20 protein-coding genes and 8 tRNA genes are annotated in these 26,979 nt (G+C 47.2%); 24 read left to right on the top strand and 4 right to left on the bottom strand.

Translation table 11 applies throughout. From position 1 onward, the window contains the following. The first annotated feature begins 165 nt into the window (after positions 1-165). From alaS to luxS, 19 genes are all read left to right on the top strand, one after another. The gene (gene alaS, locus DI392_RS17245) at positions 166-2,751 is read left to right on the top strand and encodes an alanine--tRNA ligase (protein WP_109320940.1); all 2,586 of its coding nucleotides are present in this window, start codon (positions 166-168) and stop codon (positions 2,749-2,751) included. 241 nt (positions 2,752-2,992) lie between these two features. Then, entirely contained in the window at positions 2,993-4,192 is a 1,200-nt protein-coding gene (locus tag DI392_RS17240; RefSeq protein WP_109320939.1) for an aspartate kinase, read from the top strand. 116 nt (positions 4,193-4,308) lie between these two features. Beyond that, entirely contained in the window at positions 4,309-4,503 is a 195-nt protein-coding gene (csrA, locus tag DI392_RS17235) for a carbon storage regulator CsrA (RefSeq protein ID WP_109320938.1), read from the top strand. A 263-nt stretch (positions 4,504-4,766) separates the two neighbouring features. Further along, positions 4,767-4,859 (top strand) — tRNA-Ser (locus DI392_RS17230). 23 nt (positions 4,860-4,882) lie between these two features. After that, a tRNA-Arg gene (locus DI392_RS17225) sits at positions 4,883-4,959 on the top strand. A 32-nt stretch (positions 4,960-4,991) separates the two neighbouring features. Continuing rightward, positions 4,992-5,084, top strand: a tRNA-Ser gene (locus DI392_RS17220). A 47-nt stretch (positions 5,085-5,131) separates the two neighbouring features. Next, positions 5,132-5,208, top strand: a tRNA-Arg gene (locus DI392_RS17215). A gap of 68 nt (positions 5,209-5,276) precedes the next feature. After that, positions 5,277-5,353, top strand: a tRNA-Arg gene (locus DI392_RS17210). A gap of 52 nt (positions 5,354-5,405) precedes the next feature. Next, positions 5,406-5,482: transfer RNA gene (locus tag DI392_RS17205), tRNA-Arg, on the top strand. Positions 5,483-5,531: 49 nt separating this feature from the next. Beyond that, positions 5,532-5,608, top strand: a tRNA-Arg gene (locus DI392_RS17200). A 49-nt stretch (positions 5,609-5,657) separates the two neighbouring features. Beyond that, positions 5,658-5,734, top strand: a tRNA-Arg gene (locus DI392_RS17195). Between the two features lie 352 nt (positions 5,735-6,086). Beyond that, positions 6,087-6,341 carry an oxaloacetate decarboxylase subunit gamma gene (locus DI392_RS17190; RefSeq protein ID WP_109320937.1) on the top strand — a complete coding sequence of 85 codons (255 nt, stop codon included), beginning with the start codon at positions 6,087-6,089 and terminating at the stop codon, positions 6,339-6,341. 32 nt (positions 6,342-6,373) lie between these two features. Further along, on the top strand, positions 6,374-8,155 hold the full coding sequence (gene oadA, locus DI392_RS17185; RefSeq protein WP_109320936.1) for a sodium-extruding oxaloacetate decarboxylase subunit alpha: 1,782 nt from the start codon (positions 6,374-6,376) through the stop codon (positions 8,153-8,155). Between the two features lie 9 nt (positions 8,156-8,164). Then, positions 8,165-9,295 carry a sodium ion-translocating decarboxylase subunit beta gene (locus DI392_RS17180; RefSeq protein ID WP_109320935.1) on the top strand — a complete coding sequence of 377 codons (1,131 nt, stop codon included), beginning with the start codon at positions 8,165-8,167 and terminating at the stop codon, positions 9,293-9,295. 283 nt (positions 9,296-9,578) lie between these two features. Continuing rightward, a complete protein-coding gene (locus tag DI392_RS17175) occupies positions 9,579-10,529 on the top strand; it encodes an NADP-dependent oxidoreductase (RefSeq protein WP_109320934.1) in 951 nt (316 codons plus the stop codon). After that, positions 10,523-10,981: a YqaA family protein gene (locus tag DI392_RS17170; protein ID WP_109320933.1), complete on the top strand. Its 459-nt coding sequence runs from the start codon at positions 10,523-10,525 to the stop codon at positions 10,979-10,981. The genes DI392_RS17175 and DI392_RS17170 overlap by 7 nt, the downstream gene beginning before the upstream one ends. 9 nt (positions 10,982-10,990) lie before the next feature. Beyond that, a complete protein-coding gene (locus DI392_RS17165) occupies positions 10,991-13,843 on the top strand; it encodes a M16 family metallopeptidase (RefSeq protein WP_109320932.1) in 2,853 nt (950 codons plus the stop codon). 120 nt (positions 13,844-13,963) lie between these two features. Next, positions 13,964-15,532: a glutamate--cysteine ligase gene (gshA, locus tag DI392_RS17160; protein WP_109320931.1), complete on the top strand. Its 1,569-nt coding sequence runs from the start codon at positions 13,964-13,966 to the stop codon at positions 15,530-15,532. A 17-nt stretch (positions 15,533-15,549) separates the two neighbouring features. Then, a complete protein-coding gene (gene luxS, locus DI392_RS17155) occupies positions 15,550-16,065 on the top strand; it encodes an S-ribosylhomocysteine lyase (RefSeq protein ID WP_109320930.1) in 516 nt (171 codons plus the stop codon). A gap of 99 nt (positions 16,066-16,164) precedes the next feature. Here luxS and DI392_RS17150 read toward each other — a convergent pair whose 3' ends face one another. Both DI392_RS17150 and DI392_RS17145 read right to left on the bottom strand, forming a co-directional pair. Beyond that, positions 16,165-17,430 (bottom strand): HlyC/CorC family transporter, encoded by a 1,266-nt coding sequence (locus DI392_RS17150; RefSeq protein ID WP_109320929.1) that lies wholly within the window; start codon positions 17,428-17,430, stop codon positions 16,165-16,167. A 130-nt stretch (positions 17,431-17,560) separates the two neighbouring features. Next, positions 17,561-18,355, bottom strand: coding sequence for a cytochrome C assembly family protein (locus tag DI392_RS17145; protein WP_109320991.1), 795 nt, complete (start codon positions 18,353-18,355; stop codon positions 17,561-17,563). Positions 18,356-18,517: 162 nt separating this feature from the next. Between DI392_RS17145 and ffh the strand changes: the two genes are divergently transcribed. From ffh to DI392_RS17120, 5 genes are all read left to right on the top strand, one after another. Then, positions 18,518-19,909, top strand: coding sequence for a signal recognition particle protein (gene ffh, locus DI392_RS17140; protein WP_109320928.1), 1,392 nt, complete (start codon positions 18,518-18,520; stop codon positions 19,907-19,909). Positions 19,910-19,988: 79 nt separating this feature from the next. Then, positions 19,989-20,354 carry a YacL family protein gene (locus tag DI392_RS17135; protein ID WP_109320927.1) on the top strand — a complete coding sequence of 122 codons (366 nt, stop codon included), beginning with the start codon at positions 19,989-19,991 and terminating at the stop codon, positions 20,352-20,354. A gap of 455 nt (positions 20,355-20,809) precedes the next feature. Beyond that, positions 20,810-21,055 carry a DUF1127 domain-containing protein gene (locus DI392_RS17130; protein ID WP_109320926.1) on the top strand — a complete coding sequence of 82 codons (246 nt, stop codon included), beginning with the start codon at positions 20,810-20,812 and terminating at the stop codon, positions 21,053-21,055. A 265-nt stretch (positions 21,056-21,320) separates the two neighbouring features. Next, complete coding sequence (gene glnK, locus DI392_RS17125; RefSeq protein ID WP_109320925.1) at positions 21,321-21,659, top strand: P-II family nitrogen regulator; 339 nt, start codon at positions 21,321-21,323, stop codon at positions 21,657-21,659. Between the two features lie 25 nt (positions 21,660-21,684). Further along, complete coding sequence (locus DI392_RS17120) at positions 21,685-22,914, top strand: ammonium transporter (RefSeq protein ID WP_109320924.1); 1,230 nt, start codon at positions 21,685-21,687, stop codon at positions 22,912-22,914. Between the two features lie 154 nt (positions 22,915-23,068). On the opposite strand, the gene DI392_RS17115 is transcribed toward DI392_RS17120, so the two are convergent. Both DI392_RS17115 and DI392_RS17110 read right to left on the bottom strand, forming a co-directional pair. Beyond that, positions 23,069-24,481, bottom strand: coding sequence for a phosphoglucomutase/phosphomannomutase family protein (locus DI392_RS17115; RefSeq protein WP_109320923.1), 1,413 nt, complete (start codon positions 24,479-24,481; stop codon positions 23,069-23,071). A gap of 41 nt (positions 24,482-24,522) precedes the next feature. After that, entirely contained in the window at positions 24,523-26,931 is a 2,409-nt protein-coding gene (locus DI392_RS17110) for a glycoside hydrolase family 94 protein (RefSeq protein WP_109320922.1), read from the bottom strand. Between the last annotated feature and the right edge of the window lie 48 nt (positions 26,932-26,979).

Here is a 26,979-nt window from a genome sequence, read left to right as displayed (position 1 = left end):
GTGAAAACTCAGGCCATGCCTTTTTGTATCCGTTATACTGGTCAGGCACAGTTTATAAGTAAGAAAATTAGGCTATTTGCTAACCTTGCTTTACAATACCCGCCATTAAATTCATAGTGGGCGTTTTGGCCCTACATTAATCTCGAAAGTTTCAGGAAGAGTCGCATGTACATGAGCACCGACGAGATACGCCGTGCGTTTCTTAAGTTCTTTGAAAGTAAAGGACATCAAATAGTAGAAAGTTCCTCCCTGGTACCAGCAGACGATCCGACACTGCTGTTTACTAATGCCGGTATGAACCAGTTTAAAGATTGTTTCCTTGGTATTGAAAAGCGTTCTTATACCCGGGCCACGACAGCACAGCGCTGTGTTCGTGCGGGTGGTAAGCACAATGATCTGGAAAATGTCGGCTTTACTGCCCGTCACCACACTTTCTTTGAAATGCTGGGTAACTTCAGTTTTGGTGACTACTTCAAAGATGATGCTATCGCCTATGCCTGGGAGTTTCTGACTGATGTGCTTAAACTGCCGCAGGAAAAACTGCTGGTCACGGTTTATGAAACTGACGATGAAGCTTTCGATATCTGGAACAAGAAAATTGGTATTCCGGAAGATCGTATTATCCGCATTGGTGATAAGAAAGGCGGTAAGGCATACGAATCAGATAACTTCTGGCAGATGGGTGATACCGGCCCTTGTGGTCCTTGTTCTGAAATCTTCTACGATCACGGCGAAGAAATCTGGGGCGGTCGTCCTGGTACACCAGAAGAAGACGGTGACCGCTTTATCGAGATTTGGAACAACGTATTTATGCAGTTCAACCGCCATGCAGACGGTACGATGGAGCCACTTCCTAAGCCTTCCGTTGATACCGGTATGGGGATCGAGCGTATCTCTGCCATTATGCAGGGCGTTCACTCGAACTATGAAATCGATGTGTTTCAGAAGCTGATCAAAGCAACCGCTGAAGTGATCGGCTATGACGATCTTTCTAACCAGTCATTGCGTGTCGTCGCAGACCACATCCGTTCTTGTGCCTTCTTAATTGTGGATGGCGTGATGCCTTCTAATGAAGGCCGTGGTTATGTGCTGCGTCGTATTATCCGTCGTGCCGTTCGTCACGGTAACAAGCTGGGTGCTCAGGGTGCGTTCTTCTACAAGCTTGTTGGAGTACTGGCTGACGTCATGGGTACTGCGGGTGAAGAGCTGAAAAAACAGCAGGAGCTGGTTGAGAAAGTTCTGCGCATCGAAGAAGAAAACTTTGGCCGCACACTTGAGCGTGGCATGACTATCCTGACCGAAGCGCTGGACAACCTGGACGGTAAGGTTCTGGATGGTGAAACCGTATTTAAGTTATACGATACCTATGGTTTCCCTGCTGACCTGACCAACGATGTGGCTCGTGAAAGAGAGTTCTCCATTGATGAGGAAGGTTTCGAAAAAGCAATGGAAGCGCAGCGTCAGCGTGCTCGTGAAGCCGGACAGTTTGGTACTGATTATAACGAAGCCATCAAGGTCGATACGCAAACTGAATTCTGTGGCTATACAGGCACAGAAGGCGAGGGTGCGGTTGATGCTATGTTTGTTGAAGGTGAAGAAACAGACTCTCTGAGTGCTGGTGACAAGGCTATTGTTATTCTGGATGAAACACCATTTTATGCAGAGTCAGGTGGTCAGTGCGGAGATACCGGTGTTCTGAAAACGGCTTCGGGCTTGTTTAAGGTTAGTGATACTCAGAAGCTGGGTAATGCTTTTGCCCATTATGGTGTACTGGAAGAAGGTGTACTGGCTAAAGGCGATAAGGTTCATGCTCAGGTCGATGCCGACCGTCGCATTGCCTCAGCACTTAACCACTCAGCCACTCACCTGATGCATGAAGCGTTACGTCTGGTTCTGGGCGAGCATGTTGTTCAGAAAGGCTCTTTGGTTAAAGCGGAAGGTTTGCGTTTTGACTTTTCTCACCTTGAAGCAGTGAAACCGGAAGAGTTACGGGAAGTTGAACGTATCGTCAACAAGCAGATCCGTATTAACCATGAGATTGAAACAAACATCATGGACATCGAATCAGCAAAAGCGAAAGGTGCGATGGCGCTGTTTGGCGAAAAATATGACGATCAGGTTCGTGTGTTGTCAATGGGTGACTTTTCTACTGAGTTATGTGGTGGTATTCACGCCAAGCATACTGGTGATATCGGTCTGTTCAAGATTCTGTCTGAAGGTGGTATCGCGGCGGGAATTCGCCGTATCGAAGCGGTAACCGGTGAAGCAGCCCTGGATGCTGTTGAAGCTCAGGCTAATCAATTCGAAGAGAAGCTGTCAGAAGCCGCTGCGAGATCTAAGTCTCTGGAGAAAGAGATCCAGCAGTTGAAGGATAAACTGGCTTCGCAGGAAAGTGCTAACCTGGCGAACAATGTAAAAGAAATTGCCGGTGTGAAAGTGCTGGTAAGCCAGTTGAACGGAGCAGAGAACAAAGCGCTGCGCGGTATGGTTGATGAACTTAAGAATCAGCTTGGCAGCGGCATTATAATGCTGGGTAATGTTGCCGAAGGTAACAAAGTTGGCCTGATTGCCGGTGTAACCAAAGATTTGATCGGTAAGGTTAAAGCTGGCGAATTGGTTAACATGGTTGCTCAACAGGTTGGTGGTAAAGGCGGTGGTCGTCCTGATATGGCTCAGGCAGGCGGATCCGATCCAGCGGCTCTGCCAGAGGCGCTTAAATCTGTCGACTCCTGGCTTGCTGAGCGTTTATAACTGCTTTGTTGGCTTAAATCAGGCGAATTATGTAGTAATTTTGAAAATAAGCGATATAATTCGCCGGAAAATTAGCCATTATTTTTCCAGTAGAAAGATAACGGCTGTTTACAGTTAGATAGTGAACCAACTAATGAACTTAGTTGGTTCTTCTTTTTTGTGCAGAGATAAAGTTTCTTATCCCTGCATAAATTAGCCTGCGAGTATATGAGAGACAATCTCTCCCGGGAGGTGAGCGTCGGTGAAAGAACCGCTACTTGTACTAAAATTTGGTGGCACATCTGTAGGCTCCATTGAGCGCATTACAGAAGTGGCAAAGCGTGTCGCATTGTTTAAAGACTCAGGTCATCGTGTGGTGGTGGTGGTGTCAGCCATGTCTGGTGAAACCAATCGTCTGATGACATTGGCGAATCAGGTCGATACCGTCCCCAATGAAAGAGAGCTTGATGTGCTGCTTTCTGCCGGAGAGCAAGTTTCCATGGCTCTTCTGGCTATGATGCTGAATAAAATGGGGTATCCGGCTGTCTCTCTGACCGGGGGACAGGCAGGCGTTATCACGGATAACCTGCACAATGATGCCACGATCCGGCATATCAATACCGGATATATCGAGGCGCTTTTGCAACAAAACCAGATAGTGGTTGTAGCCGGCTTTCAGGGCGTGAACGAGAATGGTGATATCACCACTCTGGGACGAGGCGGATCGGATACGTCTGCCGTCGTACTGGCCGGGGCTCTGAACGCTGATGAGTGCCAGATTTTCACTGATGTCGATGGGATCTATTCTTGTGACCCAAGAATCGTACCGACGGCCCGAAAACTGGATACTATCGATTTTCCTCATATGGAGATAATGGCCAGCAAAGGAGCCAAAGTACTGCATTTGCCGTGTGTCTGTTATGCCTGGCAGAATCAGGTACCACTAAGGGTTCGCTCGTCATTTTCTTCTGGTGAAGGGACGCTGGTTAAAGGCTCCGATGCTGAATTCGGCGTTTATGGTATTGCGGTGCAGAAAGATCTGATCTTTGTGGAAGTCGACGCCCGTGAGGTAGACGCGCTGATTAGCCAGTGCCAACTGCTCAGTATTCCGGTCTGGAGTGTGATCGAGCAAACAGAACGGTATGGTGTAGTGGTTAAAGAGAGTGCTTATGGTCGATTAGCTCTGGTTTTTGCGGAAAAAATCCGTAATAGTGACAGAGTGAGTTCATTGTCTGCTATCGGAACCCCCAAAAGCAGCAGTGAAGTCCAAGGGATTGTCGAACGCTCATGTGAACTACTCGCAGGTGCCGGGATAGATGTGTTTGCGTCTTTTGCCGGTAATAATTACACAATGTTGCTATTGAAACCGGATGTGGTTGAAAAAGCAGCTAATATTATACATAACAAATTTATCGTTTCAGAAGAAGTGCTTGAGCAGCAGCAAAAGTTAGCCGTCTCCTGAGTGTGAAATAAAATGCCGGAATCGGCGTAAAGTTTGCACAGGAAGAACTGAGAGCCGCTTTTACTGACGAAGGCCTTAAAGAAAGATAGTTCAGAGATTACTCAAGGAGTTGAAGAATGCTAATTTTGACTCGCCGTGTTGGCGAAACGCTTATGATTGGTGATGAGGTTACTGTAACCGTTTTGGGTGTAAAAGGTAATCAGGTACGTATTGGGGTGAATGCACCAAAAGAAGTATCCGTACACCGTGAAGAGATTTATATGCGAATTCAGGCTGAGAAAGGTCCAGGTTCTGCACCGGCTAACTACTGATTAATTGTTAGCAATAGGGATACTCAGAGAGGCAGAATCAATATTGATGATTGGTTCTGCCTTTTTGTATTTTTAGGCGACGGCTTCTTAGGTGATGACTTATTTCAGCTGAAAGTGTGGTGAATCGTCACAGTCTACTGGATAAATGGTGGATTTTAACGCTGGTTGATTGAATCCTGTTCTATCAATGCATTTTTCTCCATATTTTCCAAGAAAATGTTTGACATATTTTTGGTAAATCGTAATATGTGCGTCCGCAAGACGGTGAGGTGGCCGAGAGGCTGAAGGCGCTCCCCTGCTAAGGGAGTATACGGTTTGTAGCCGTATCGAGGGTTCGAATCCCTCCCTCACCGCCATTCTTGCTTGATTAAGAAACGACGCGCTCGTAGCTCAGCTGGATAGAGTACCTGGCTACGAACCAGGCGGTCGAAGGTTCGAATCCTTCCGAGCGCGCCATTTTCTTAATGCCTGTTAAAGGATACTGACGTGGTGAGGTGGCCGAGAGGCTGAAGGCGCTCCCCTGCTAAGGGAGTATGCGGTTTGTAGCCGCATCGAGGGTTCGAATCCCTCCCTCACCGCCATTTGTTGTTTTTACAACAAATAAAACGTGATAGAAATCACATTATGCGCGCTCGTAGCTCAGCTGGATAGAGTACCTGGCTACGAACCAGGCGGTCGAAGGTTCGAATCCTTCCGAGCGCGCCATTATTTAGTTATAGGCAGCAAGCCTGTAACGAAGCATTGAATAGTGCAAACATTATTGGAATATCTGCGCGCTCGTAGCTCAGCTGGATAGAGTACCTGGCTACGAACCAGGCGGTCGAAGGTTCGAATCCTTCCGAGCGCGCCATTTCCTCCGTTTGTCTATTTTGTTGCTTCATTTAAATAGAAAGAATATCTGCGCGCTCGTAGCTCAGCTGGATAGAGTACCTGGCTACGAACCAGGCGGTCGAAGGTTCGAATCCTTCCGAGCGCGCCATCTTCTTCTGTTTTCGTTGTTCACTTTATTGTGACCAACACACAATTGCGCGCTCGTAGCTCAGCTGGATAGAGTACCTGGCTACGAACCAGGCGGTCGAAGGTTCGAATCCTTCCGAGCGCGCCATTTTCTCCTATTTTCGTTGTTCACTTTATTGTGACCAACATACAATTGCGCGCTCGTAGCTCAGCTGGATAGAGTACCTGGCTACGAACCAGGCGGTCGAAGGTTCGAATCCTTCCGAGCGCGCCATTTCCTTTTGCTTTTTTCTACCTGATATTTCCTGTCAAACTTTTAGACGCAAACATCATATCCGGTTGTTTTTACAATCAGGATTGAATTTTTTTACCCATATCTCAGTATTTTTTGGTGCTTTCCCTTAACTTAATATTAACTTGTAAATAACCTGACGACTTTATACTGTTCAGGTATCTCTTAGGGCGAATTTCGTTTCCTGAATAGTACAAAGAGTGCTGTTTTTGGCATAGCGCAGGAATCGCATTTGACAATTGAGATATTATCGAGATAATCCTATGCCGCACTGAATTTAAAGCATTAAATTTATGCTCGGCAATTGTCAGGATGACAAAAGAAAGGAAGCAAAATGATAGATATTGGCAGCTTACTCGGGGAAGCGGCAACACTGATGGTCACTGGGATGGCCTTTGTTTTTATATTCCTCACTATTCTGGTATATCTTGTTCGGTTTATGTCTCGGGTCTTGCCCGAAGAGGTGCCGTTACAGATTCAAACACCGGTCAAGAATTCAACTAATCAATCCACATCCGCTGTTAGCCCACAAGTTGTAGCAGCAATTTCTGCTGCGGTGCACAAACACCGTTCATCCAAGGCTAAATAAGTTCGATAAAGATTTAAAAGGAGTTAATGAGCATGTCTAAACCACTTGCTATTACTGATGTAGTGCTTCGCGATGCCCACCAGTCACTGTTTGCTACCCGCATGCGTATTGAAGATATGCTGCCTATAGCTGCCGAGTTGGACAAGGTTGGTTACTGGTCTCTGGAAACCTGGGGTGGTGCAACATTTGATTCATGTATTCGTTTTCTGGGCGAAGATCCATGGGAGCGCCTGCGTAAGCTGAAACAGGCAATGCCGAATACCCGTATGCAGATGCTGCTGCGTGGACAAAATCTGCTTGGCTACCGTCATTATGCGGATGATGTGGTTGAAAAGTTTGTTGAACGTGCCCACGCCAATGGCATGGACGTGTTCCGTATTTTTGATGCAATGAACGATGTGCGTAACTTCCAGAAAGCTGTGAAGGCGGCCGTAGATGTCGGCGCGCATGCTCAGGGTACGCTTTCCTATACGACCAGCCCGGTACACGATTCAAATACTTGGGTTGATCTAGCCAAACGCCTGGAAGATTTAGGCTGTCATTCTCTGTGTATTAAAGATATGTCAGGTCTGCTGAAACCTTATGAGGCAGAAGAACTGGTGACTCGTATCAAAGAGTCTTGCGATGTTGATCTGGCACTACACTGCCATGCGACAACTGGCCTGTCGACAGCAACGGCTATTAAAGCTATTGAGGCTGGCGTTGATATGCTGGATACTGCTATCTCTTCCATGAGTCAGACTTATGGCCATACGCCGACTGAAACTGTTGTTGCTATGCTGGAAGGCACTGAGCGTGATACTGGTCTGAAACTGTCGCAGATTGAGCCTATTGCAGCGTATTTCCGTGATGTACGTAAGAAGTATGCGAAGTGGGAAGGTCAGCTGAAAGGGATTGATTCCCGTATCCTGATTGCTCAGGTACCGGGTGGTATGCTGACCAATATGGAAGGCCAGTTGAAAGAGCAGGGTGCGGCGGATCGTATTGATGAAGTGCTGGAAGAGATCCCTCGCGTACGTAAGGATCTGGGGTACATTCCACTGGTAACACCAACCTCTCAGATTGTTGGTACCCAAGCGGTTATCAACGTGCTGACCGGTGAGCGTTATAAGAGCATTACCAAAGAGACCGCTGGTCTGCTAAAGGGTGAATATGGTGCGGCTCCGGCTGAATTGAACAAAGAACTGCAGGAAAGAGTACTGGAAGGTGCTGAGCCTATCACGTGTCGTCCGGCGGATCTTCTGAACAATGAAATGGAGACTCTGACAGCAGAGCTTCAGGTTCAGGCAAAAGAAGACGACATTTCTCTGGCGGATAATGTGGTTGACGATGTTCTGACTTATGCGCTTTTCCCTCAGGTTGGACTTAAATTCCTGAAAAACAGAAATAATCCAGATGCGTTTGAACCTGTTCCTACCGCTGAAACTGCAGTATCAGCGCCTGTGACACCGGTTGCGGCACAAGGTGGAATTGAATCGTACAGCGTGAAGGTTGATGGTCAGGTGTATGATGTTGAAGTGGGCCCGCAGGGTCAGCTGACATCTGTGACACCGGCTGCTGCATCTGCCGCCGCTCCGGCTCCGGCCGCACCAGCGGGGGACGCAGAACCGGTTAATGCACCGCTTGCAGGTACTATCTTTAAAGTGATCGCACAGCCTGGCACTCAGGTTGCTGAAGGCGATGTATTGCTGATTCTGGAAGCGATGAAAATGGAGACAGAGGTACGAGCAACACGTGCTGGTTCTGTTGGCGAACTCTTTGTTAAAGAGGGCGATTCTGTAACTGTTGGTGCGCCACTACTGAGTCTGGCATAAGGGAGAATCATGGAAGGTTTACTGATTCTTTGGGCAGAAACGGGTATAGCGAGTTTTGAGTTTGGCCAGATCTGTATGATCCTGGTTGGCTGCCTGCTGCTGTTTCTGGCCATTTCAAAAGGTTTTGAGCCATTATTACTGTTACCAATCGGCTTCGGGGCGATCCTGTCTAATATCCCGAATGCAGGGTTCACTGAACCTGGTGGAGTGCTTTATTACGTATACCACGTAGGGATCGAAACCGGGGTGTTTCCACTGTTGATCTTCATGGGAGTCGGGGCAATGACCGACTTCGGTGCGCTGATCGCTAACCCGAAAACACTGTGGTTAGGTGCGGCGGCTCAGTTCGGTATCTTTGTGACGCTGTTCGGGGCTATCCTGCTTAACTTTATTCCGGGTATGGAGTTTAACCTGGCTGATGCTTCCTCGATTGCTATCATTGGTGGTGCAGATGGCCCGACGGCTATTTTCCTTTCCAGTCAGTTGTCTCCGGATTTGCTGGGGGCGATAGCGGTTGCCGCCTATAGCTATATGGCATTGGTACCGATTATTCAGCCACCAATCATGAAGGCTTTGACTACTCAGGAAGAACGTAAAGTTCAGATGGCGCAGTTACGTCATGTAAGCAAGCTGGAGAAGATCTTCTTCCCGCTGGCAGTATTGATGATGACCATTCTGTTCCTGCCACCCGCGACACCGCTGGTTGGTATGTTCTGCCTGGGTAACCTGATGCGTGAAGCTGGTGTGGTTGAACGTCTGTCTAAAACGGCACAGAACGAACTGATCAACATTGTGACTATCTTCCTGGGTCTTGGGGTGGGTTCCAAGCTGCAGGCGGATAAGTTCCTGCACTTTGAAACTCTGGGTATTCTGGCGTTGGGAGCCATCGCATTTAGTATCGGTACGGCTGCGGGTGTACTGATGGCTAAGTTGTTGAACAAGTTCTCAAAAGAAGAGATTAACCCGCTGATTGGTGCTGCTGGGGTATCAGCGGTACCTATGGCGGCCCGGGTGGTTAACAAGGTTGGTCTGGAAGCCAATCCACATAACTTCCTGCTGATGCACGCGATGGGTCCAAACGTTGCGGGGGTACTTGGTTCCGCTGTAGCAGCCGGTATCCTGCTGGCCTTGGTAGGGTAGAGTTCGCACTGGTTGGTTAACCGAATAAAAATGGTTTATAGTCAAAGGGATGCTTTTATAAGCATCCCTTTTTTATAACAGAAGCTAAGAAACCAGAACGCTGTGTTTTCAGAATTGGTAAAAATAATTATCTTCGTCATTCCTGCGAAGGCAGGAATCTTATAAAGATGGTGAGAGTGCTCAGAAATATTAGAGGTTATTCTGTATTCTCAAAGCGAAGTGCTCTGTATTCTCTCTAGTCTCTGAGGATCATAGAAATCAACTGAACAAATGGATGGCAAACATGGAAAATAAACAAATCGTAATAACAGAATTTGGTGAACCGGAAGTGCTTGCCATTCAGAGTTCAGAGATACCGACGCCTCAGCGTGGAGAGGTTCTGGTCAAGGTTTATTTTGCCGGTGTCAACCCTATTGATGTGAAAACCCGAGCCGGTTTGGGGTGGGCGGCACAGCAAAACCGGGACAAACTACCCTGGACGCCGGGCTATGATATTTCCGGTAAAGTGGTTGGTCTTGGCGACGGGGTTAAGTTATTGGTTGAAGGTGATACCGTTGCTGGTTTTATCGGTTTTCCGCTTCAGGGGGGAGGCTATAGCCAGTATGTGTGTGTGCCGGAAGAGGCGTTAAGTCTGGTTCCGGATGCGGTCACTTTCGAAGCGGCGGCCGTATTACCATTGGCGGGTCAGACCGCAGCTCAGGCGATAAATAAAGCCGGTGTTCAGGTGGGGGAACGGGTCTTGATCCTTGGTGGAGCGGGAGGCGTGGGGCATCTCGCAGTACAGCTCGCTGTTGCGGCCAAAGCGGAAGTGTACACCACCTGTAGCGGGGCCAATCTGGATTATCTGGCGACATTAGGCGCTCATGCTGTGAATTATGAATTTGCTCCGGTTTCAGAGCGGTTGACTGACATCGATGTATTGATTGATCTGGTCGGTGGTGAGGCAGCCCTGGATGCGCTGAAGTGCCTGAAGGACGGGGCCCGAGTAGTGACTGTTCCGACCATAACGGCAGATATGATCTGTGAGAAGGCGTCTATGTTAGGGTTTGAGGCAAAAGGAATGCTGGTTGACCCGGATCCTGAGCAGCTTAACACTATGCTGTATATGGTCAGTGTGGGGCTGCTAAAAACAGAGATTCAGCAGATTTTTCCTTACACTCAGGTTATTGATGCACACCGCCAGGTCGAAACCGGACATACCAGAGGTAAGGTTATTCTGGATATGCAGTGTTAGATTCCGTTATTGTCTTTTTTTCTGAGTCATCACTCTGGCTGCTGTTTTCTGCCGGCTTCCTGAGTGCGACTCTTTTACCCGGGGGATCGGAAGTTGCCCTGGTCACAACCCTGGAAACGGCACATCACCCTGCGGTCTTACTGGTCGCTGTCGCGACAGCCGGTAACACGCTGGGTGGCATGACCAATTATCTGCTCGGATTATGGCTTCCTAATCGAACTTATTCCCAAAAACGAACTCATTTCGCAAAAAATAGTCATAAGGCATTGGAGTGGATACATAAATATGGCTACTTTGCGTTATTCTTTAGTTGGCTACCGGTTATCGGGGATGTGTTATGTCTGGCTTCTGGCTGGCTCAGAATGCATTTTTTGCCCTGTCTGATATTGATCGCTTTAGGTAAATCGGTCCGATACAGTCTGCTGGCTGCATTATTTTATCAAATGGTTTAAGGAGCATGTATGAAACGAGTATGGTTGGGTGTTGTCGCTTTCACCATCGTTTTGAGTGGTTGCGCTCAAAAGACGCCACACTTTTTTTCCGGGTTACCTGAAGGGATCACGTTGCTGGAAAAGCATACTGAACAGCCGGGCAAGGTGGGAATACCATACTCGAAATATCAGCTAAACAACGGGCTGACATTGATTCTATCACCGGATCATTCAGATCCGCTGGTGCATGTGGATGTGACGTATCACGTGGGATCGGCCAGAGAGGAAATTGGTAAATCCGGGTTTGCACACTTTTTCGAACATATGATGTTTCAGGGGTCGGAGCATGTCGGTGATCAGGAGCATTTTCGACTGATTAATGAGGCCGGTGGTTCGCTGAACGGCACGACCAGTAAAGATCGGACCAACTATTATGAGACTGTGCCGGCAAACCAGTTGGAGAAAGTGTTGTGGCTGGAATCTGACCGGATGGGCTTTCTCATTGACGCCGTCTCTCAGCGTAAGTTTGAGATTCAGCGTGATACGGTCAAAAATGAGCGAGCACAAAACTATGATAACCGCCCTTATGGTCTTTTATGGGAAAAAATGGGGGAGGCGATGTATCCGGAAGGCCACCCGTACTCATGGCAGACTATCGGCTATGTTGACGATCTGGACCGGGTTAATGTGAATGATCTGAAAGCATTTTTCCTGCGTTGGTATGGGCCCAATAATGCCACACTGACAATTGGTGGTGACATCGACATCAAGCAGACTTTGCTCTGGGTGAAAAAGTATTTTGGTTCCATACCCCGGGGCCCAGAAGTGAAAGATGCACCAAAACAGCCAGCGGTTCTTAAGCAGGACAAGTTTGTGACGCTCGAAGATCGTATCCGTCAGCCGATGGTCATGGTGGGCTGGCCGACGACCTATCAGGGAGAAGCATCAGAAGCCTCTCTGGACTCTCTGGCTTCGGTACTGAGCAATGGTAAGAGCGGTCTACTCTATCAGACATTGGTCAAAACGGAAAAAGCGATTGATGCTGGAGCATTTCATTCGTGTTATGAGCTGGCGTGCGGTTTTTATGTTTATGCCATGGGGGATTCCGGGCAGAAAGGTAATTTGACGGCGATTTATCAGGAACTGATGCAAGCACTGGATAGCCTGAAATCGCAGGGGGTTGCTCAGGAAAAATTGGATCAGGTTATTGGCAGTGCAGAATCAAATGCTGTGTTTGCTTTACAAAGCGTCAGCGGGAAAGTGTCTCAGTTGGCTTTGAATCAGACCTATTATGATCAACCGGATAGAATTGAGCACGATCTTGAATTGTTGCGAGCGGTGACACCAGAGTCGGTCATGGAGGTGTATAACCGGTTTATCGAGCATAAGCCGAAAGTGACGCTGAGCGTGGTGCCAACGAGCAAGACCAATCTTGCAGTGCGCCAAGCCACCTTCGTTACTCCGCCAAGAACCTTACCTGAGTATGCTCCTGTGACTGCTGAGCAGCTGGCCTATAGGAAGCCGCAGGATGACTTTGACCGTTCACACATGCCTGAAGTGGCTACAGCGGTGAAAGGTAAAATGCCGGAATTATATCGCCTGCATATGCAGAACGGCATAGAGGTGCTGGGCACGGTATCATCGGAAACACCGACGGTGCTAATGCAGATCCGCATGCCAGCAGGTCACCGCTATGTTGAAAACGGGAAAGAGGGGTTATCTTCTTTAACGGCTTCTATGATGATGGAAGGCTCGCAGCAGCGTAGCATGGATCTGATTGAAACAGAGCTGGATAAACTGGGGAGCAGTATTAGCTTTGGGGCCGGCAATTATACGACAACGGTTACGGTATCCGCTCTGGAGAAAAACCTGCAACCGACCTTAGCCATTGTTCAGGAAATGTTATTTCAGCCTGCCTTCAACAAGGCTGACTTTGAGCGTCTGAAGAAGCAGACGATAGAAGGTCTTATCTATGATCACCAGAAACCGGACTGGATGGCTTCGGAAGCCGCACGCGAAATTCTGTTTGCTAATACGGCTTTTGAGCGTTCAGGTGATGGAACGGTATCGTCGGTTCAGGCTCTGACTCTGGAGGATGTGAAGCGTTTCTATCGGCAAAACTATACACCATTAGGTGCACAGTTGCTGGTTGTTGGTGATATCAGCCAGGCAGAGATAACAGACGCACTTGACCCGTTTCGGCAGTGGCGAGGACTTGATGCCCCTCTTTTGAGTCCGCAATTGTTTACTCCGGTAACTGCGCAGCATATTTATCTGGTGGATAAACCGAAAGCGCCTCAGACTATCATCCGTCTGGTTCGTCTAGGGTTACCCTTTGATGCCGTTGGGGAGCAGTATCTGACCCAGTTGGCGAACTTTAATCTGTCCGGAAACTTTAACAGCCGAATTAATCAGAACTTACGGGAAGACAAGGGGTATACCTATGGGGCTAATGGTTATCATGTCAGTAATAAAGAAACAGGCATGATGGTGTTTAGTGCTCAGGTGCGTGCAGATTCCACCGTGGCGTCGATCCGGGAGTTTCAAAAAGAAATGCGGACATTCAGTGAGCAGGGTATGACAGATGCCGAACTGAAGTATATGCGGCTGGCTGTGGGGCAGCAGGATGCTCTGAAATACGAAACACCAGCTAAGAAGGCACACCTGCTAGGTAATATCCTGCATTACACTCTGGATGACGACTATATTGAACAGCGTGACCGGGTGTTGATGACGGTAGAAAAGAGTGAGCTGAATAAGGTGGCAAACCACTGGTTTAACCCGGATGATTATCAGGTTATTGTCGTCGGGGATGCAAAAACGTTGGCTCCGCAACTGGAAAAGTTAGATATTCCTGTTGTTGAACTTGAAATTGAGAAGTAAGACCGCACATAGAAACTATTATCTTTCGAAAATGAGAGCCGTTTCCTTGTTAAGGAGACAGCAATTTAGTGGGATAATGCGAATAACAATACCTTTATAACGATATAAGTGGCCTTCATTTTGACTAATTTTTCTAAGCGTTTGCAGCGGGTTGCAAAAAATGCGGATAACTTTAAACAGTTTGGCCGTGGAGTTGAGCGGGAAACGCTGCGCTATTCTCTCGGAGGGCGTCTGGCCAATACCCCACACCCGAAAGGGCTGGGGGCGGCGTTAACGAACCGGTGGATTACAACAGACTTTTCTGAGTCTTTGCTGGAGTTTATTACCCCTGTTTCAACCAGCATATCTGAAACGCTCGATCAGCTCGCGGATATTCATCATTTTACTCAAACCCAGATGAACGGAGAGAAGTTTTGGCCGCTTTCCATGCCCTGTTTTGTAGAGGGGGAAGACAGCATTGAACTGGCTCAATATGGCACGTCCAACGTCGGAAAAATGAAGACGCTTTATCGGGAAGGGTTAAAGCATCGTTATGGTAGTCTGATGCAGATTATTTCCGGTGTACATTTTAACTTCTCCTTTCCGGAATCTTTCTGGGATGCGCTTTATGGGGAGCAGAGCGAGGAAGAACGTGCGGAGAGTAAATCAGACGGTTATTTTACGCTGATCCGTAATTACTACCACTTTGGCTGGATGATTCCTTACCTGTTTGGTGCATCACCAGCGTTATGTGAATCGTTCCTGTGTGGAAAAGAATCTGATCTGCCGTTTGAGAAAGTCGGAAAAACCCTTTATTTACCCTACGCGACATCGCTGCGCCTGAGTGATCTTGGCTACACCAACAGTGCTCAGAGTGATCTGAAAATCAGCTATAACGATCTGGAGCAGTATTTGCAAGGGATGGAGCGAGCAATTCGTACGCCATCAGAAGATTTTGCCAAAATTGATCAGGGCTCTGGTACTGAGCGCCGACAACTGAATGCTAATGTATTGCAGATTGAGAATGAACTCTACGCACCGATCCGGCCAAAGCGTGTGGCAAACAGCGGAGAGAAGCCATCCGAAGCGTTACAGCGAGGAGGCGTTGAATACATTGAAGTCAGAGCGTTGGATGTCAACCCGTTCAGCCCGGTTGGTATTACTGAACAGCAGGTGCGTTTTCTGGATCTGTTTTTGACCTGGTGTCTGATACGCGATGCGAAGTGTATGGATAACAAAGAGCTGGGCTGCTGGAAGGACAACTGGAACAAAGTGATTCTGGAAGGGCGTAAGCCGGGACTGATTCTGAAAGCAGGGTGCGGCGGTGAACAAATTTCTCTGGTTGAGTTCGGTAAAGAGATTTTCTACGAGTTAAGAGACATTGCTGAAGTCATGGATGCGGCTTGTGGTGGAGAGGATTACCTTGCTACCTGTAAAGAGCTGGAAACATGGATTGATAACCCGGAACTAACGTTATCCGGTCAACTGCTGCGTAAGACTCTGGAGCATGGTGGCAATGGACTGGTTGGATGTGCACTTGGAAAAGAGCATCGTGAGCAGCATTTAGCCCACAGTTACCGTTATTACACTCAGGAGCAGATGCTTGATGAGGTGGAAAATTCGGTAAAAACCCAGCACAATATAGAACAAGCAGATACGCAGAGCTTTGATGAGTTTCTGGCCGACTATTTTTCGTATCTGAATGATTAAGTTTTGGAGACGCTCCTATGCCACTATTAGACAGTTTTACGGTTGACCATACAAAAATGCACGCACCGGCCGTTCGTGTCGCAAAAACGATGCAGACCCCTAAAGGTGACACCATTACGGTGTTTGACCTGCGCTTTTGTATGCCGAATAAAGATATCCTTTCCGAAAAAGGTATCCACACATTAGAGCACCTCTATGCCGGTTTTATGCGCGCACACCTGAATGGTGACGGCGTTGAGATTATTGATATCTCTCCAATGGGGTGCCGTACCGGTTTCTATATGAGTTTAATCGGTACGCCGGAAGAGCAGCGTGTCGCTGATGCATGGCTGGCGGCAATGGAAGATGTGCTGAAAGTGGAAAGCCAGGAGAAAATTCCTGAGCTGAATGAATACCAGTGCGGTACCTATTCCATGCACTCACTGCAGGAGGCAAAAGATATTGCTAAAGCAGTGATAGCTGCTGGGATCCAAGTCAATAAGAACGATGAACTGGCACTGCCAGCTGATATGCTGGAAGAGTTGAAAGTATAAGCTTTCAGGAAATCAGACTCGTTCATCGAAAATAAAGCGGGCCGTTCATGGTATGAACGGCCCGCTTATTTATATCAGAAACGTTATCAGAATGTGGTATTAAGCTTTTTTGGGAAACACTTTGACCAGACTGATTTTATTTTCAGTGAAATCGATAATTTCCATTTGATGCCTGGAAATTTCAATACTCATTTTGCTTTCCGGAATATCTTCCAGATGCTCCAGAATCAGGCCATTCAGTGTTCTGGGACCATTAGTGGGTAAATGCCAGTTCAGGCCTTTATTGATATCACGAATATTTGCACTGCCTTCAATCAGAAAACTGCCGTCACTTTGTGGGGTGATCTCTTCTGACAGGCTTGGAGCAATTGAGGTGGTAAACTCGCCCACAATTTCTTCCAGAATATCTTCCAGTGTTACCAACCCGATGATATCGCCGTATTCGTTAACAATCAGGCCAATACGCTGTTTATTACGCTGAAACTTAAGTAACTGCACATTGAGTGGCGTTGCCTCGGGAATGAAGTAGATTTCATCGGCAGAGCGTAGCAACATCTCTTTCGTGAACTCATTTTTTTCCAGCATAATGCGATAAGCTTCACGCAGGCGTAACATGCCAACCACTTCGTCAATCTGGTCGCGATACAGAACGATGCGGCCATGTGGCGAGTGGGTTAACTGGCGTACAATAGATTTCCAGTCATCGTTAATATCAATGCCGGTAATCTCGTTACGGGGGATCATAATATCATTAACGGTGACGTGCTCCAGATCCAGAATCGACAACAGCATGTCCTGGTGCCGGCGGGGAATTAACCCTCCGGCTTCATTGACAACGGTTCTTAGTTCTTCCGAGCTCAACGGATCTTCTGCGCCGTGTTTACCGTTTACTCCCAGCAGACGAAGAAAACCGTTGGTAATGAAGTTGACCATCAGCACCAGAGGGGCGAGTAGCTTCATCAGGATGTTCAGGAAAATACTGCTGGTATAGGACACTTTTTCCGGATACAAGGCTGCAAGTGTTTTTGGTGTCACTTCAGCAAAGACCAGAATGACCAGAGTCAGCAGACCGGTAGCAATAGCCACGCCATAGTTTCCATACAGGCGCATACCCAGTATGGTGGCAATCGCAGAGGCGAGAATGTTGACCAGGTTGTTACCGATAAGGATCAGACCAATCAGGCGATCCGGGCGGTTAAGGAGCTTTTCTACCCGTTTGGCACCTTTATGCCCTTTGCCGGAAAGATGCTTTAACCGATAGCGGTTTAAAGACATCATTCCCGTTTCTGAGCCAGAAAAATAACCAGAAATAATAATTAGACATGCGAGAAGGGCAAATAATATGCCCGTTGATATGTCATCCAATGTACAGGGTCCCTTTTATCTTTGTTGAAGTTATTAATGACGGAAAGCAGATGGTCTGTCAATGTTATACCAGTTCCAGACATTATCTGACATGCTAATTTATGTATAGTGGTATTTTTACTGTTAAGGTTCAGGACAAAATAAATTCCTGAAGAAGACGGTTACCAAAATAGGCCATAGTTAAAATAATGGCCCCGGAAATGGTAAACCAGACCACTTTTCGGCCTCTCCATCCTTGTTTATGGTGACCCCAGAGCAGTATAGAGAATACGACCCAGGCAATGAATGAGAGTATGGTTTTATGCGCTTTACCTGGCGCAAAGATATCATCAAGGAAAATAAAGCCAGAAAGCAGTGTCAGGGTCAGAAAGCCGGTGCCTGCCATTACAACTTTAAATAACTGCCTTTCTACCATCATTAATGGTGGCAGATTGGTGTTAATTGCGGCTGCTTTCCGGCGTTTCAGCTTATAATCCAGCCATGCCAGTTGCAATGCATACAGTGCTGCAATCATCAGTGTCGCGTAGGCAATTAAGGCAAAGGTAATATGAATGACCAGTCCAACCCGTCCATCCAGGTGGGTGATAAAGTTGCCCGGAAGGTAGGCGCTGGCCAGTATGTTGAGTGCAGAAAAACTGTAGATTACAGGAAGCAGGAGCCAGGTGCGGGTTTTCAGCATGGCCAGGCTCATGCTCAAAGCGATCATAAAGCTGATTAATGAGGCAACATTCAGGATACTCAAATTCTGCCCGCTACCATGCAGAATAAGATCCGCAAGCAGCCAGATATGGAAAAACAGGGCCACCAGCGCAGTAACAAATACAGGCTTTATTCTGATGCTGGTTTGCTGTATCAGCCCTGGTACGATCATACTGGTGGCAGCGATATAAAATGCAGCGGAAACAATAGCGATGAGATTATCCATGTTTTCCATATATTATTTCTGAACAGTAGCAGCAATTATACCTTGTGAACCTGATAACGGCTATCATTTGAGACATCCAATGTGGTTAAAAATTGAAACGCCGTCAGTCACTACGTTATACTCGGCTTAATAGATCGCGAATCCTACAGCGAAGAGACGAAAATGTTTGAAAATTTGACGGACAGATTGTCCAAGACCCTAAAAAATATCAGCGGTAAAGGCCGGCTGACTGAAGAGAATATAAAAGAGACTCTGCGTGAAGTGCGTATGGCACTGCTGGAAGCAGACGTTGCCCTTCCTGTTGTTCGTGATTTTGTTAAACGCGTCAAAGAACGAGCAGTCGGCGTTGAGGTTTCCAAATCTCTGACTCCGGGACAGGAGTTTATTAAAATTGTCCAGGCTGAGCTTGAAGCGGTTATGGGCGAGTCGAATGAAGCGCTTAACCTGGCGGCCCAGCCACCGGCTGTGATCCTAATGGCAGGTTTACAGGGTGCTGGTAAAACAACCAGTGTCGGTAAGCTGTCTAAATTGCTGACTGAGCGTGATAAGAAGAAAGTGCTGGTGGTGTCGGCGGACGTTTATCGTCCGGCAGCGATCAAACAGCTGGAGACTCTGGCAGAAGATGTTGGTGTGGACTTCTTCCCTTCTTCTCCGGATCAGAAGCCGATCGATATCGCGAACGGTGCTATCGAGCATGCGAAGAAGAAATTCTATGATGTTGTCATTCTGGATACCGCCGGACGTCTGGCCATTGACGAAGATATGATGGCTGAAATTCAGGATCTGCATTCGGCAATCAATCCGGTTGAAACTTTGTTCGTTGTTGATGCCATGACTGGTCAGGATGCGGCGAATACAGCTAAAGCCTTTGGTGATGCTTTGCCATTAACCGGTGTGATCCTGACGAAAGTCGATGGTGATGCGCGTGGCGGTGCGGCGTTGTCTGTACGTCATATCACCGGAAAGCCAATCAAATTCTTAGGTGTGGGTGAAAAAACTGATGCACTGGAACCTTTCCACCCTGACCGTGTAGCTTCCCGTATTTTAGGTATGGGTGACGTTCTTTCTTTGATCGAAGATCTGGAGCGTAACGTTGATAAGAAGAAGGCTGAAAAGCTGGCGAAAAAGTTCAAAGAGAAGAAGGGCTTTGATCTGGAAGATTTTCGTGAGCAGTTAGGTCAGATGCAGAATATGGGCGGCATGATGGGCATGCTGGATAAGTTGCCGGGTATGAATAACCTGCCGACTGATGTCAAGGATAAAGTGGATGATAAGATGTTCAAGCAGATGGAAGCGATCATCAGCTCAATGACCATGAAAGAACGTCTTCGTCCGGAACTGATTAAAGGTTCACGTAAAAAACGCATTGCTGCCGGTTCCGGAACTCAGGTTCAGGATGTTAACCGTTTGCTGAAGCAGTTTACCCAGATGCAGAAGATGATGAAAAAAATGCAGAAAGGTGGAATGAAAGGCATGATGCGCAACATGCAAGGCATGATGGGTGGCATGGGCGGTGGCGGCATGGGTGGTGGTTTTGGCCGTTTCGGCCGTTAATTCAGCCTGACTCCCTGATATCTTTTCAGAGCGCCTCCATTGTGAGGCGCTTAATTTTTTATTGGTATACAAAACAACGATGGAATATCAGTTTATTAAAAACAGTTTAACGGGTGACTACCATGTCCGTTGCAGTATGGGGCATGAAATAGTCGGACGATGGCTATTGGATGAAGTTCGTACCGACCAAGAGAAACTGAATCAACTCTTTGACTATATTACCAGGCTGAAACTGGGCTCATTACTAGAGGCTGAGTTTGAAGGAAAAGAAATCAGCATTTCTCTTAGCCGTGATGATGTGATTGTTCAGGAAAACGTGTTGTCGCATGAACAAGATCAGGATGAGTATAGCGAGTTCAACCTCTACGAGAGCGAAAGTACCGCGTGTTGCGGGCTGGAAGACTTTGAAGAGCTATTGCATTCCTGGCGTGAATTTATTAGCTAGAACTACTGTTAAGGTTAATATATTAACCTTGTTTCTTATTTTGGTGTTTTATCCGGATTTTTAAAAGCTTGCTGTTGATGAATAGCGATAACCCTCTGTATTTGTAGTTAACCCTATATTTTTATTGAAATAAAAAATGAAGTGGATAAACTTTAATCGAAAAGGTAAGCAAATTATCTCATATTGGATTAATTAGTTATTGAGGAGGCATCAGATGATTACATTTATGAACGTAACTCTTTTCTGTGCCTCTTCCGATCTGTCCCGTATCGAACTGCCTTCAAACTGGAATGCAGCCCGATTTGCAGGTAAACACAATAACTGATTGATCCGTAAGCTTATTAGGCTGCGGAAAATGGCAGCTTAATAAGAGTCTCTCTTTAATTCCTACCTAAACTGTCATTTTCCTGGTCTGAATCTGAATTTTATTCATTTCTTTCAACAGGAGAACAACAATGAAACAGTCATTTTATATTCAGTTGGCGATATTTTTCGTAAAGGCAGATTTGCGTCGTGAAGAGCGGCAATGGCAGCGTAAAGTGCGTCGCTCTGCTTATGATATTCCCTGGCACAGCGAGCACCTATTACGCGATATCGGGCTGGACCGTGAAGGCAGGGCTACAAGTGCTTCTAATGCTGCGATTGCCGAGCACCGAGTTCATCATTACAGACGAATAATATCTTCCAGACCAGTAACCTAAACATGCGGTCTGCAGGGCAATGTCTTCTGCAGGCCTATCCTTTGATGTTCCCCCTGTATCAGCTTTTGTTCACTAAATGCACAATAATGGGGCTGACCAAAATCTCGCCTTAAAACAGGGAAATGGATGCACCAAAATAATGCGTATATTTCTCTATTATCTTTCGTTTTTTATTTAATCCCTTTTAAAACATGTAGTTATAGTTTTGGCACGCTCCTTGATTACTAAGTAAGTGTTCAAGAACTCAATGCTCAGAGAGGATGCAATGAAACTTATCAACGCAATAATTAAACCATTTAAATTAGATGATGTCCGTGAGGCACTATCTGATGTTGGTATCGAAGGGATGACGGTTTCTGAAGTAAAAGGCTTTGGTCGTCAGAAAGGACACACAGAGCTTTACCGCGGTGCAGAGTATCAGGTTGACTTTCTTCCTAAAGTGAAGATTGAAATCGCGACTCAGGCTGACAATGCCGATCGCGTTATTGATGCGATTACCAAAGCAGCGCATACCGGAAAAATCGGCGACGGCAAAATTTTTGTTTTCGACCTTGGACAAGTTGTTCGTATCCGTACTGGTGAAATGGACACGGAAGCACTTTAAGGTTTAATGGACTGAGGACTTTATAATGGAATTATTAACAACAGTAACAGAGTTACGTTACGCACTGGACACTTTTTTCTTTTTAATTTCAGGTGCGTTGGTTATGTGGATGGCAGCAGGATTTGCCATGCTCGAAGCGGGTCTGGTTCGCTCTAAGAACACGACTGAGATTCTGGCGAAAAACTTCATCCTTTATGCGATCGCTTGTACTATGTATTTGCTGATCGGTTATCACATCATGTATGTCGATAATACTTCTGGTGGCTGGTTCCCATCTATCGGTGGTCTGATTGGTACACAAGGCGAAGGTGCGGATCACTCTCTTGAGTCTGACTTCTTCTTCCAGGTTGTGTTTGTTGCAACGGCAATGTCAGTGGTATCTGGCGCGGTTGCTGAACGTATGAAACTATGGGCTTTCTTAATCTTCTCTGTTGTGATGACTGGTGTTATCTACCCAATGGAAGGTTACTGGACGTGGGGCGGTGGCTTCCTGTCAGAAGCAGGCTTTAGTGACTTTGCTGGTTCAGGTATTGTTCACATGGCTGGTGCTGGTGCAGCTCTTGCTGGTGTTCTGCTACTGGGTGCTCGTAAGGGTAAATACGGTAAAAACGGTGAAATCCACCCAATTCCAGGTTCAAACATGCCGCTGGCAACACTGGGTACCTTTATCCTGTGGTTAGGCTGGTTTGGTTTCAACGGTGGTTCTCAGCTGATGGTTTCTGACTTTGAAAATGCGACAGCAGTAGGTCAGATCTTCCTGAACACGAACGCAGCAGCTGCTGCTGGTGCAATCGCAGCATTGCTGGTATGTCAGACTATGTGGGGTAAAGCTGACCTGACTATGGTTCTGAACGGTGCGCTTGCTGGTCTGGTTGCTATCACTGCGGATCCTCTGTCTCCGTCTCCGGTTGCATCGGTTATCGTTGGTCTTCTGGCTGGTGTGCTGGTGGTATTCAGCATCCTGACTCTGGATAAACTGAAAATTGATGATCCAGTAGGTGCTATCTCTGTTCACGGTGTATGTGGCTTCTTCGGTGTGATGGTTGTTCCTGTGAGCAACGGCGATGCAAGCTTCGGTGCTCAGCTACTGGGTGCAGCCGTTATCTTCGGTTGGGTATTCGCAGCAAGCCTGGTTGTATGGGGCATTCTGAAAGCAACAATGGGTATCCGGGTATCTGAAGAAGAAGAAATGGAAGGTATGGACATGCACGACTGTGGTGTTGGTGCTTACCCAGAGTTTGTAACAGTAAAATAAACTCGATTTTCTTTAGTCTCTTGAACTGAATCAAAGACCCGCCAAAAGGTGGGTCTTTGTTATTTCGGTGCATAAAAAGTAGCAAAAAAAGCCCGGTGAAATACGACCGGGCAAAGGCTTCTACCTATAGGGGCGCTCTTAGAGGCGCTTGGTACTAAAGTGACAGAAAGTCCTTCATCTGCTGAACCGCTTTTTCTGCTACAGCCTGATTTTCCATTTCCGCAAAGATACGTAATAACGGTTCAGTACCAGAGAAACGGGCAATTAACCATCCCCCGTTTTTAAAGTACACTTTGGTTCCGTCCTGGTAGCTGACCCTATCGACTTCATACCCAAAATCAGGTAGTGCTTTTCTGATGTACAATTTCTCATAAAGCGCCTCTTTTTCATCAGGCCTGAATGTACAGTCTCCCTCTGCCGTGTATGTGTATCCATACTTGGTGTAGATTTCATCCAGTAACTCTGAAAGCTTTTTACCCGTTGTACTGAGCATTTCCACCAGTAAGCTGGATGCAAAAACGCCATCTTTGCCCTTGATGTGTCCGCGTATGGTGAGTCCTCCTGAGCTTTCTCCACCGATCAGTGCGTCACTGGCTTCCATTTGGGCGCTGATATGCTTAAAACCCACCGGCACTTCAAAACTGTGCTGATCATAGTCCGCGGCTATTTTGTCCAGAAGGTGAGTGGTTGCGATGTTGCGTACCACGGATCCTTTCCAGCCTTTATATTTCAGCAGATAGTAGTAGAGCAACAGAAGGACTTCATTCGGATGGATGAAATGTCCCCGCTCGTCAATGATTCCCAGCCGATCCGCATCGCCGTCGGTGCCAATACCGATGTCATAGCCTTCATGGGCGACGAGGTGTTTTAACCGGTAAAGTGTGGCTGCACTAGGGGAGGGCATCAGGCCACCAAAACCGGGGTTTGTCTCGTCATGAATGACGTCTACATCACAGCGGCCGTTAATCAGTACGGTTTGCAGTGCATTTTTGGCGACACCAAACATAGGATCGATGAGAATGCGCAGATTAGCCCGTTTGATTGCCTCAATGTCGATGAGGTTGATAACGGAGTCCACAAACTCATTCATTGGGTTAATCAAGGTGATTTTCCCTGTTGCAACGGCATCATCAAAATCCAGGTTGCGGATATCGTTGTTGGTTAGTGTTTGAATCTGCTGCTCAATTTTGCCGGTAATGACTTCATCGGCATCGCGACCACCTTCTATGAACACTTTTATGCCGTTGTAGTCGGCCGGATTGTGTGAAGCGGTGACGCAAGCCGAGTAGGCACACCCCAGCAACTTTGTTTTAAACATCACTATTGGCGTCGGAACATATTTGTTGATAAAACTAACGTTCACTCTATTGGCTGCCAGCACTTCAGCCATCCATTTCGCCGCTTTGTCTGAAAGGAATCGCCGGTCATAACCTATAACAAACCCCAGATGAGCGACGTGCTCATTATTCATAATATTGGCTAATGCCTGAGCGACCATACGGACATTGTCCTTAGTAAACTCTTCACCGATTAAGGCCCGCCAACCGCCTGTACCAAATTGAATCATAACGACATCCTGTTTTTACTTAAGTTTTTATTAATGCGTGGTTATTCGCCCATGATGACAATGACTTCATTGTCAGAGCCAGCAGGCTGGGGCGGAATAGCCCCGTTGATTTCCTGGCCATTTAAGGTGATGGTTTTTATGCCTCGGCTCACATTGTCCGGGTTTTTCACGGAAATGTTGTACCGGCAGCCTCGCCATTCCCGGCTGACTTCAAATCCAGGCCATTCCGTTGGAATGCAGGGATCGATGACCAGTCCGTCAAAGCTCAGACGAACACCCAGAATATGATTGGTTGCCGCAATATAAGCCCACCCGGAGGTTCCGGTCAGCCAGGGGTGGTTGGCCCGCCCGTGATCCTGATGATCGCGACCCATTACAAACTGCACATAGGAGTAAGGTTCGGAAATACGGGTTTCAATATCGTCATTCTGATTGTAAGGATTGAGGGCATCGTAAAATTTCATCGCTTGGTTACCGCGTCCCAACTTGGCTTCAGCAACCCAAGCCCATGGGTTAGGGTGTGAGAAGATAGCGCCATTTTCTTTGACTCCCGGGTAGACTCGGGTAACAAAGCCTATATCGTCATTAGGTTGAGTGAACGCCGGAGCATTCAGGTGTAGACCGAATCCGGAATACAGATACTCATCCACCGCGTCCATGGCTTTCCGGCCTCGTTCTTCTGAAACGGTGCCGGAAACGACTGCCCATGTATTGGATTCAAGGTGTACTTTCCCTTCGGCTTGTTGGCTGGTGCCCACTTTTTCTCCATTTCGGGTGATTCCTCGGATATACCATCCACCTTCTTCATCCCATAGGTGTTGTTCACAGGCACAGCGGACTTTGTCTGCCATCGTCTGGTAGTGAGCCACATCTTCCGGCCTGTTCAGGAACTTAGCCAACTCAATAAACTCGGTAATGGCCCAGTAGTGCAGGAAGGCAACCATGGACGATTCACCGCCACCAAGATTCAGACAATCGTTCCAGTCAGCGCGTAGCCCTTTGGCGATGCCTGTCGCCCCAACATATTGCTCTGTGAAATCAAGAGCCGCTTTCATGTGCTGATAGACAGTGGCATTACCACCATCCGCATAAGGGATCTCTTCATCAAAAAACGAGGTTTCTCCGGTTTCCATAACATAGCGACAGATGGTCGGAACCAGCCACAGATGGTCGTCTGAACAGGTATCTTCGATACCGTGAATTTTATCGTCATCGCTTGGTGTCGGAACGACGGTAGGCGATTTGGATGGCTTAACATCGGCCTTATCAGGATCAAACCAGTCAGGGTCAAACAGGTGCAGACCATACCCAGCCTTCACCTGTCCGCGCAGCAGGTCAATGATACGTTTTCGGGTCATTTCTGGATTGGAGTGTGGAACGGCCATGGCATCCTGAGCGGTGTCGCGATAGCCGAGACCAGTACGTCCACCCACTTCAATAAAAGAAGCGAACCGGGACCAGACCACACAGGTTTCCGCCTGGTACAGGGTCCAGGTGTTGATCATCGTGTCCAGCCCTTCGTTTGGTGTTGTTACCTGAAATCGTGAACAGCGTTTGTCCCAGTGGTGTCTGATGGCGGCAAAAGCTGCATCGACTTCAGCCGGGTTCTGATATTTATGTCTCAGTCTGGTACCGTTGCCTTTACCCAGGCCGAGAATAAAGGCGAAACGGACTTCTTCTCCCGGTTGAATGACAAATTGTTTGTGCAGTGAACCACAATGGTTATAACAGGTTTGTACGCTGTCAGAGCATTGACCGTTTACCACCGCGATTGGGTTTGATTCATCACGGTAAGGTCCTAAAAACCGGTCTCGTTGACCGTCATAACTGTCAGGGTCAAATGTTGAGGCAAGGTAGTAGAAGCCCTCAAACTCGTCGGTATTATAATACAGGTCGTACTCTATCACGCCCTGATGATACTCCGTGCCGGCAGAATACAGTGACATTTGATGGTTCTGGTTGTCTGAGGCAATATGACTGAATGAGAACTCAACGAAAGAGAAGGCACTGATAGTACGTGGAGTTTCACCGGTATTTCTTAAGACAATATCCCAGATTTCAGCATCTTCACCTTTAGGAACAAACAGAGTTTTGGTTGCGGTGATTCCGCTGTACTCGCATCTGAATTTTGAATAAGAGAGGCCATGTCGGATCTCATACTTTGCTTCTTCAAGGCTTTTGGCTACAGGCTGCCAGGAGATCGACCAGTAATCACCACTTTCATCATCTCTCAGGTAAACATAATGCCCCGGTCGGTCAAAAGAGGCGTTAGGACGGAACTTGGTAACACGGTGGTATTCTGGAGAATCATAGAAAGAGTACCCACCTGCATTATGAGAGATGACCGTACAGAATTTCTCAGTGCCCAGATAATTGGTCCATGGTGCCGGAGTATCCGGACGAGTGATAACATATTCGCGATTTGCGTTATCGAAATAACCGTATTTCATTATGTTTGTTTCCTTGTAATTGAGCTATTTCCGTCATACCGAATAAGA

It is taken from the genome of Vibrio albus, from assembly GCF_003144035.1.
GTDB lineage: Bacteria > Pseudomonadota > Gammaproteobacteria > Enterobacterales > Vibrionaceae > Vibrio > Vibrio albus.
This window is presented reverse-complemented; position numbering and strand designations above follow the sequence as displayed.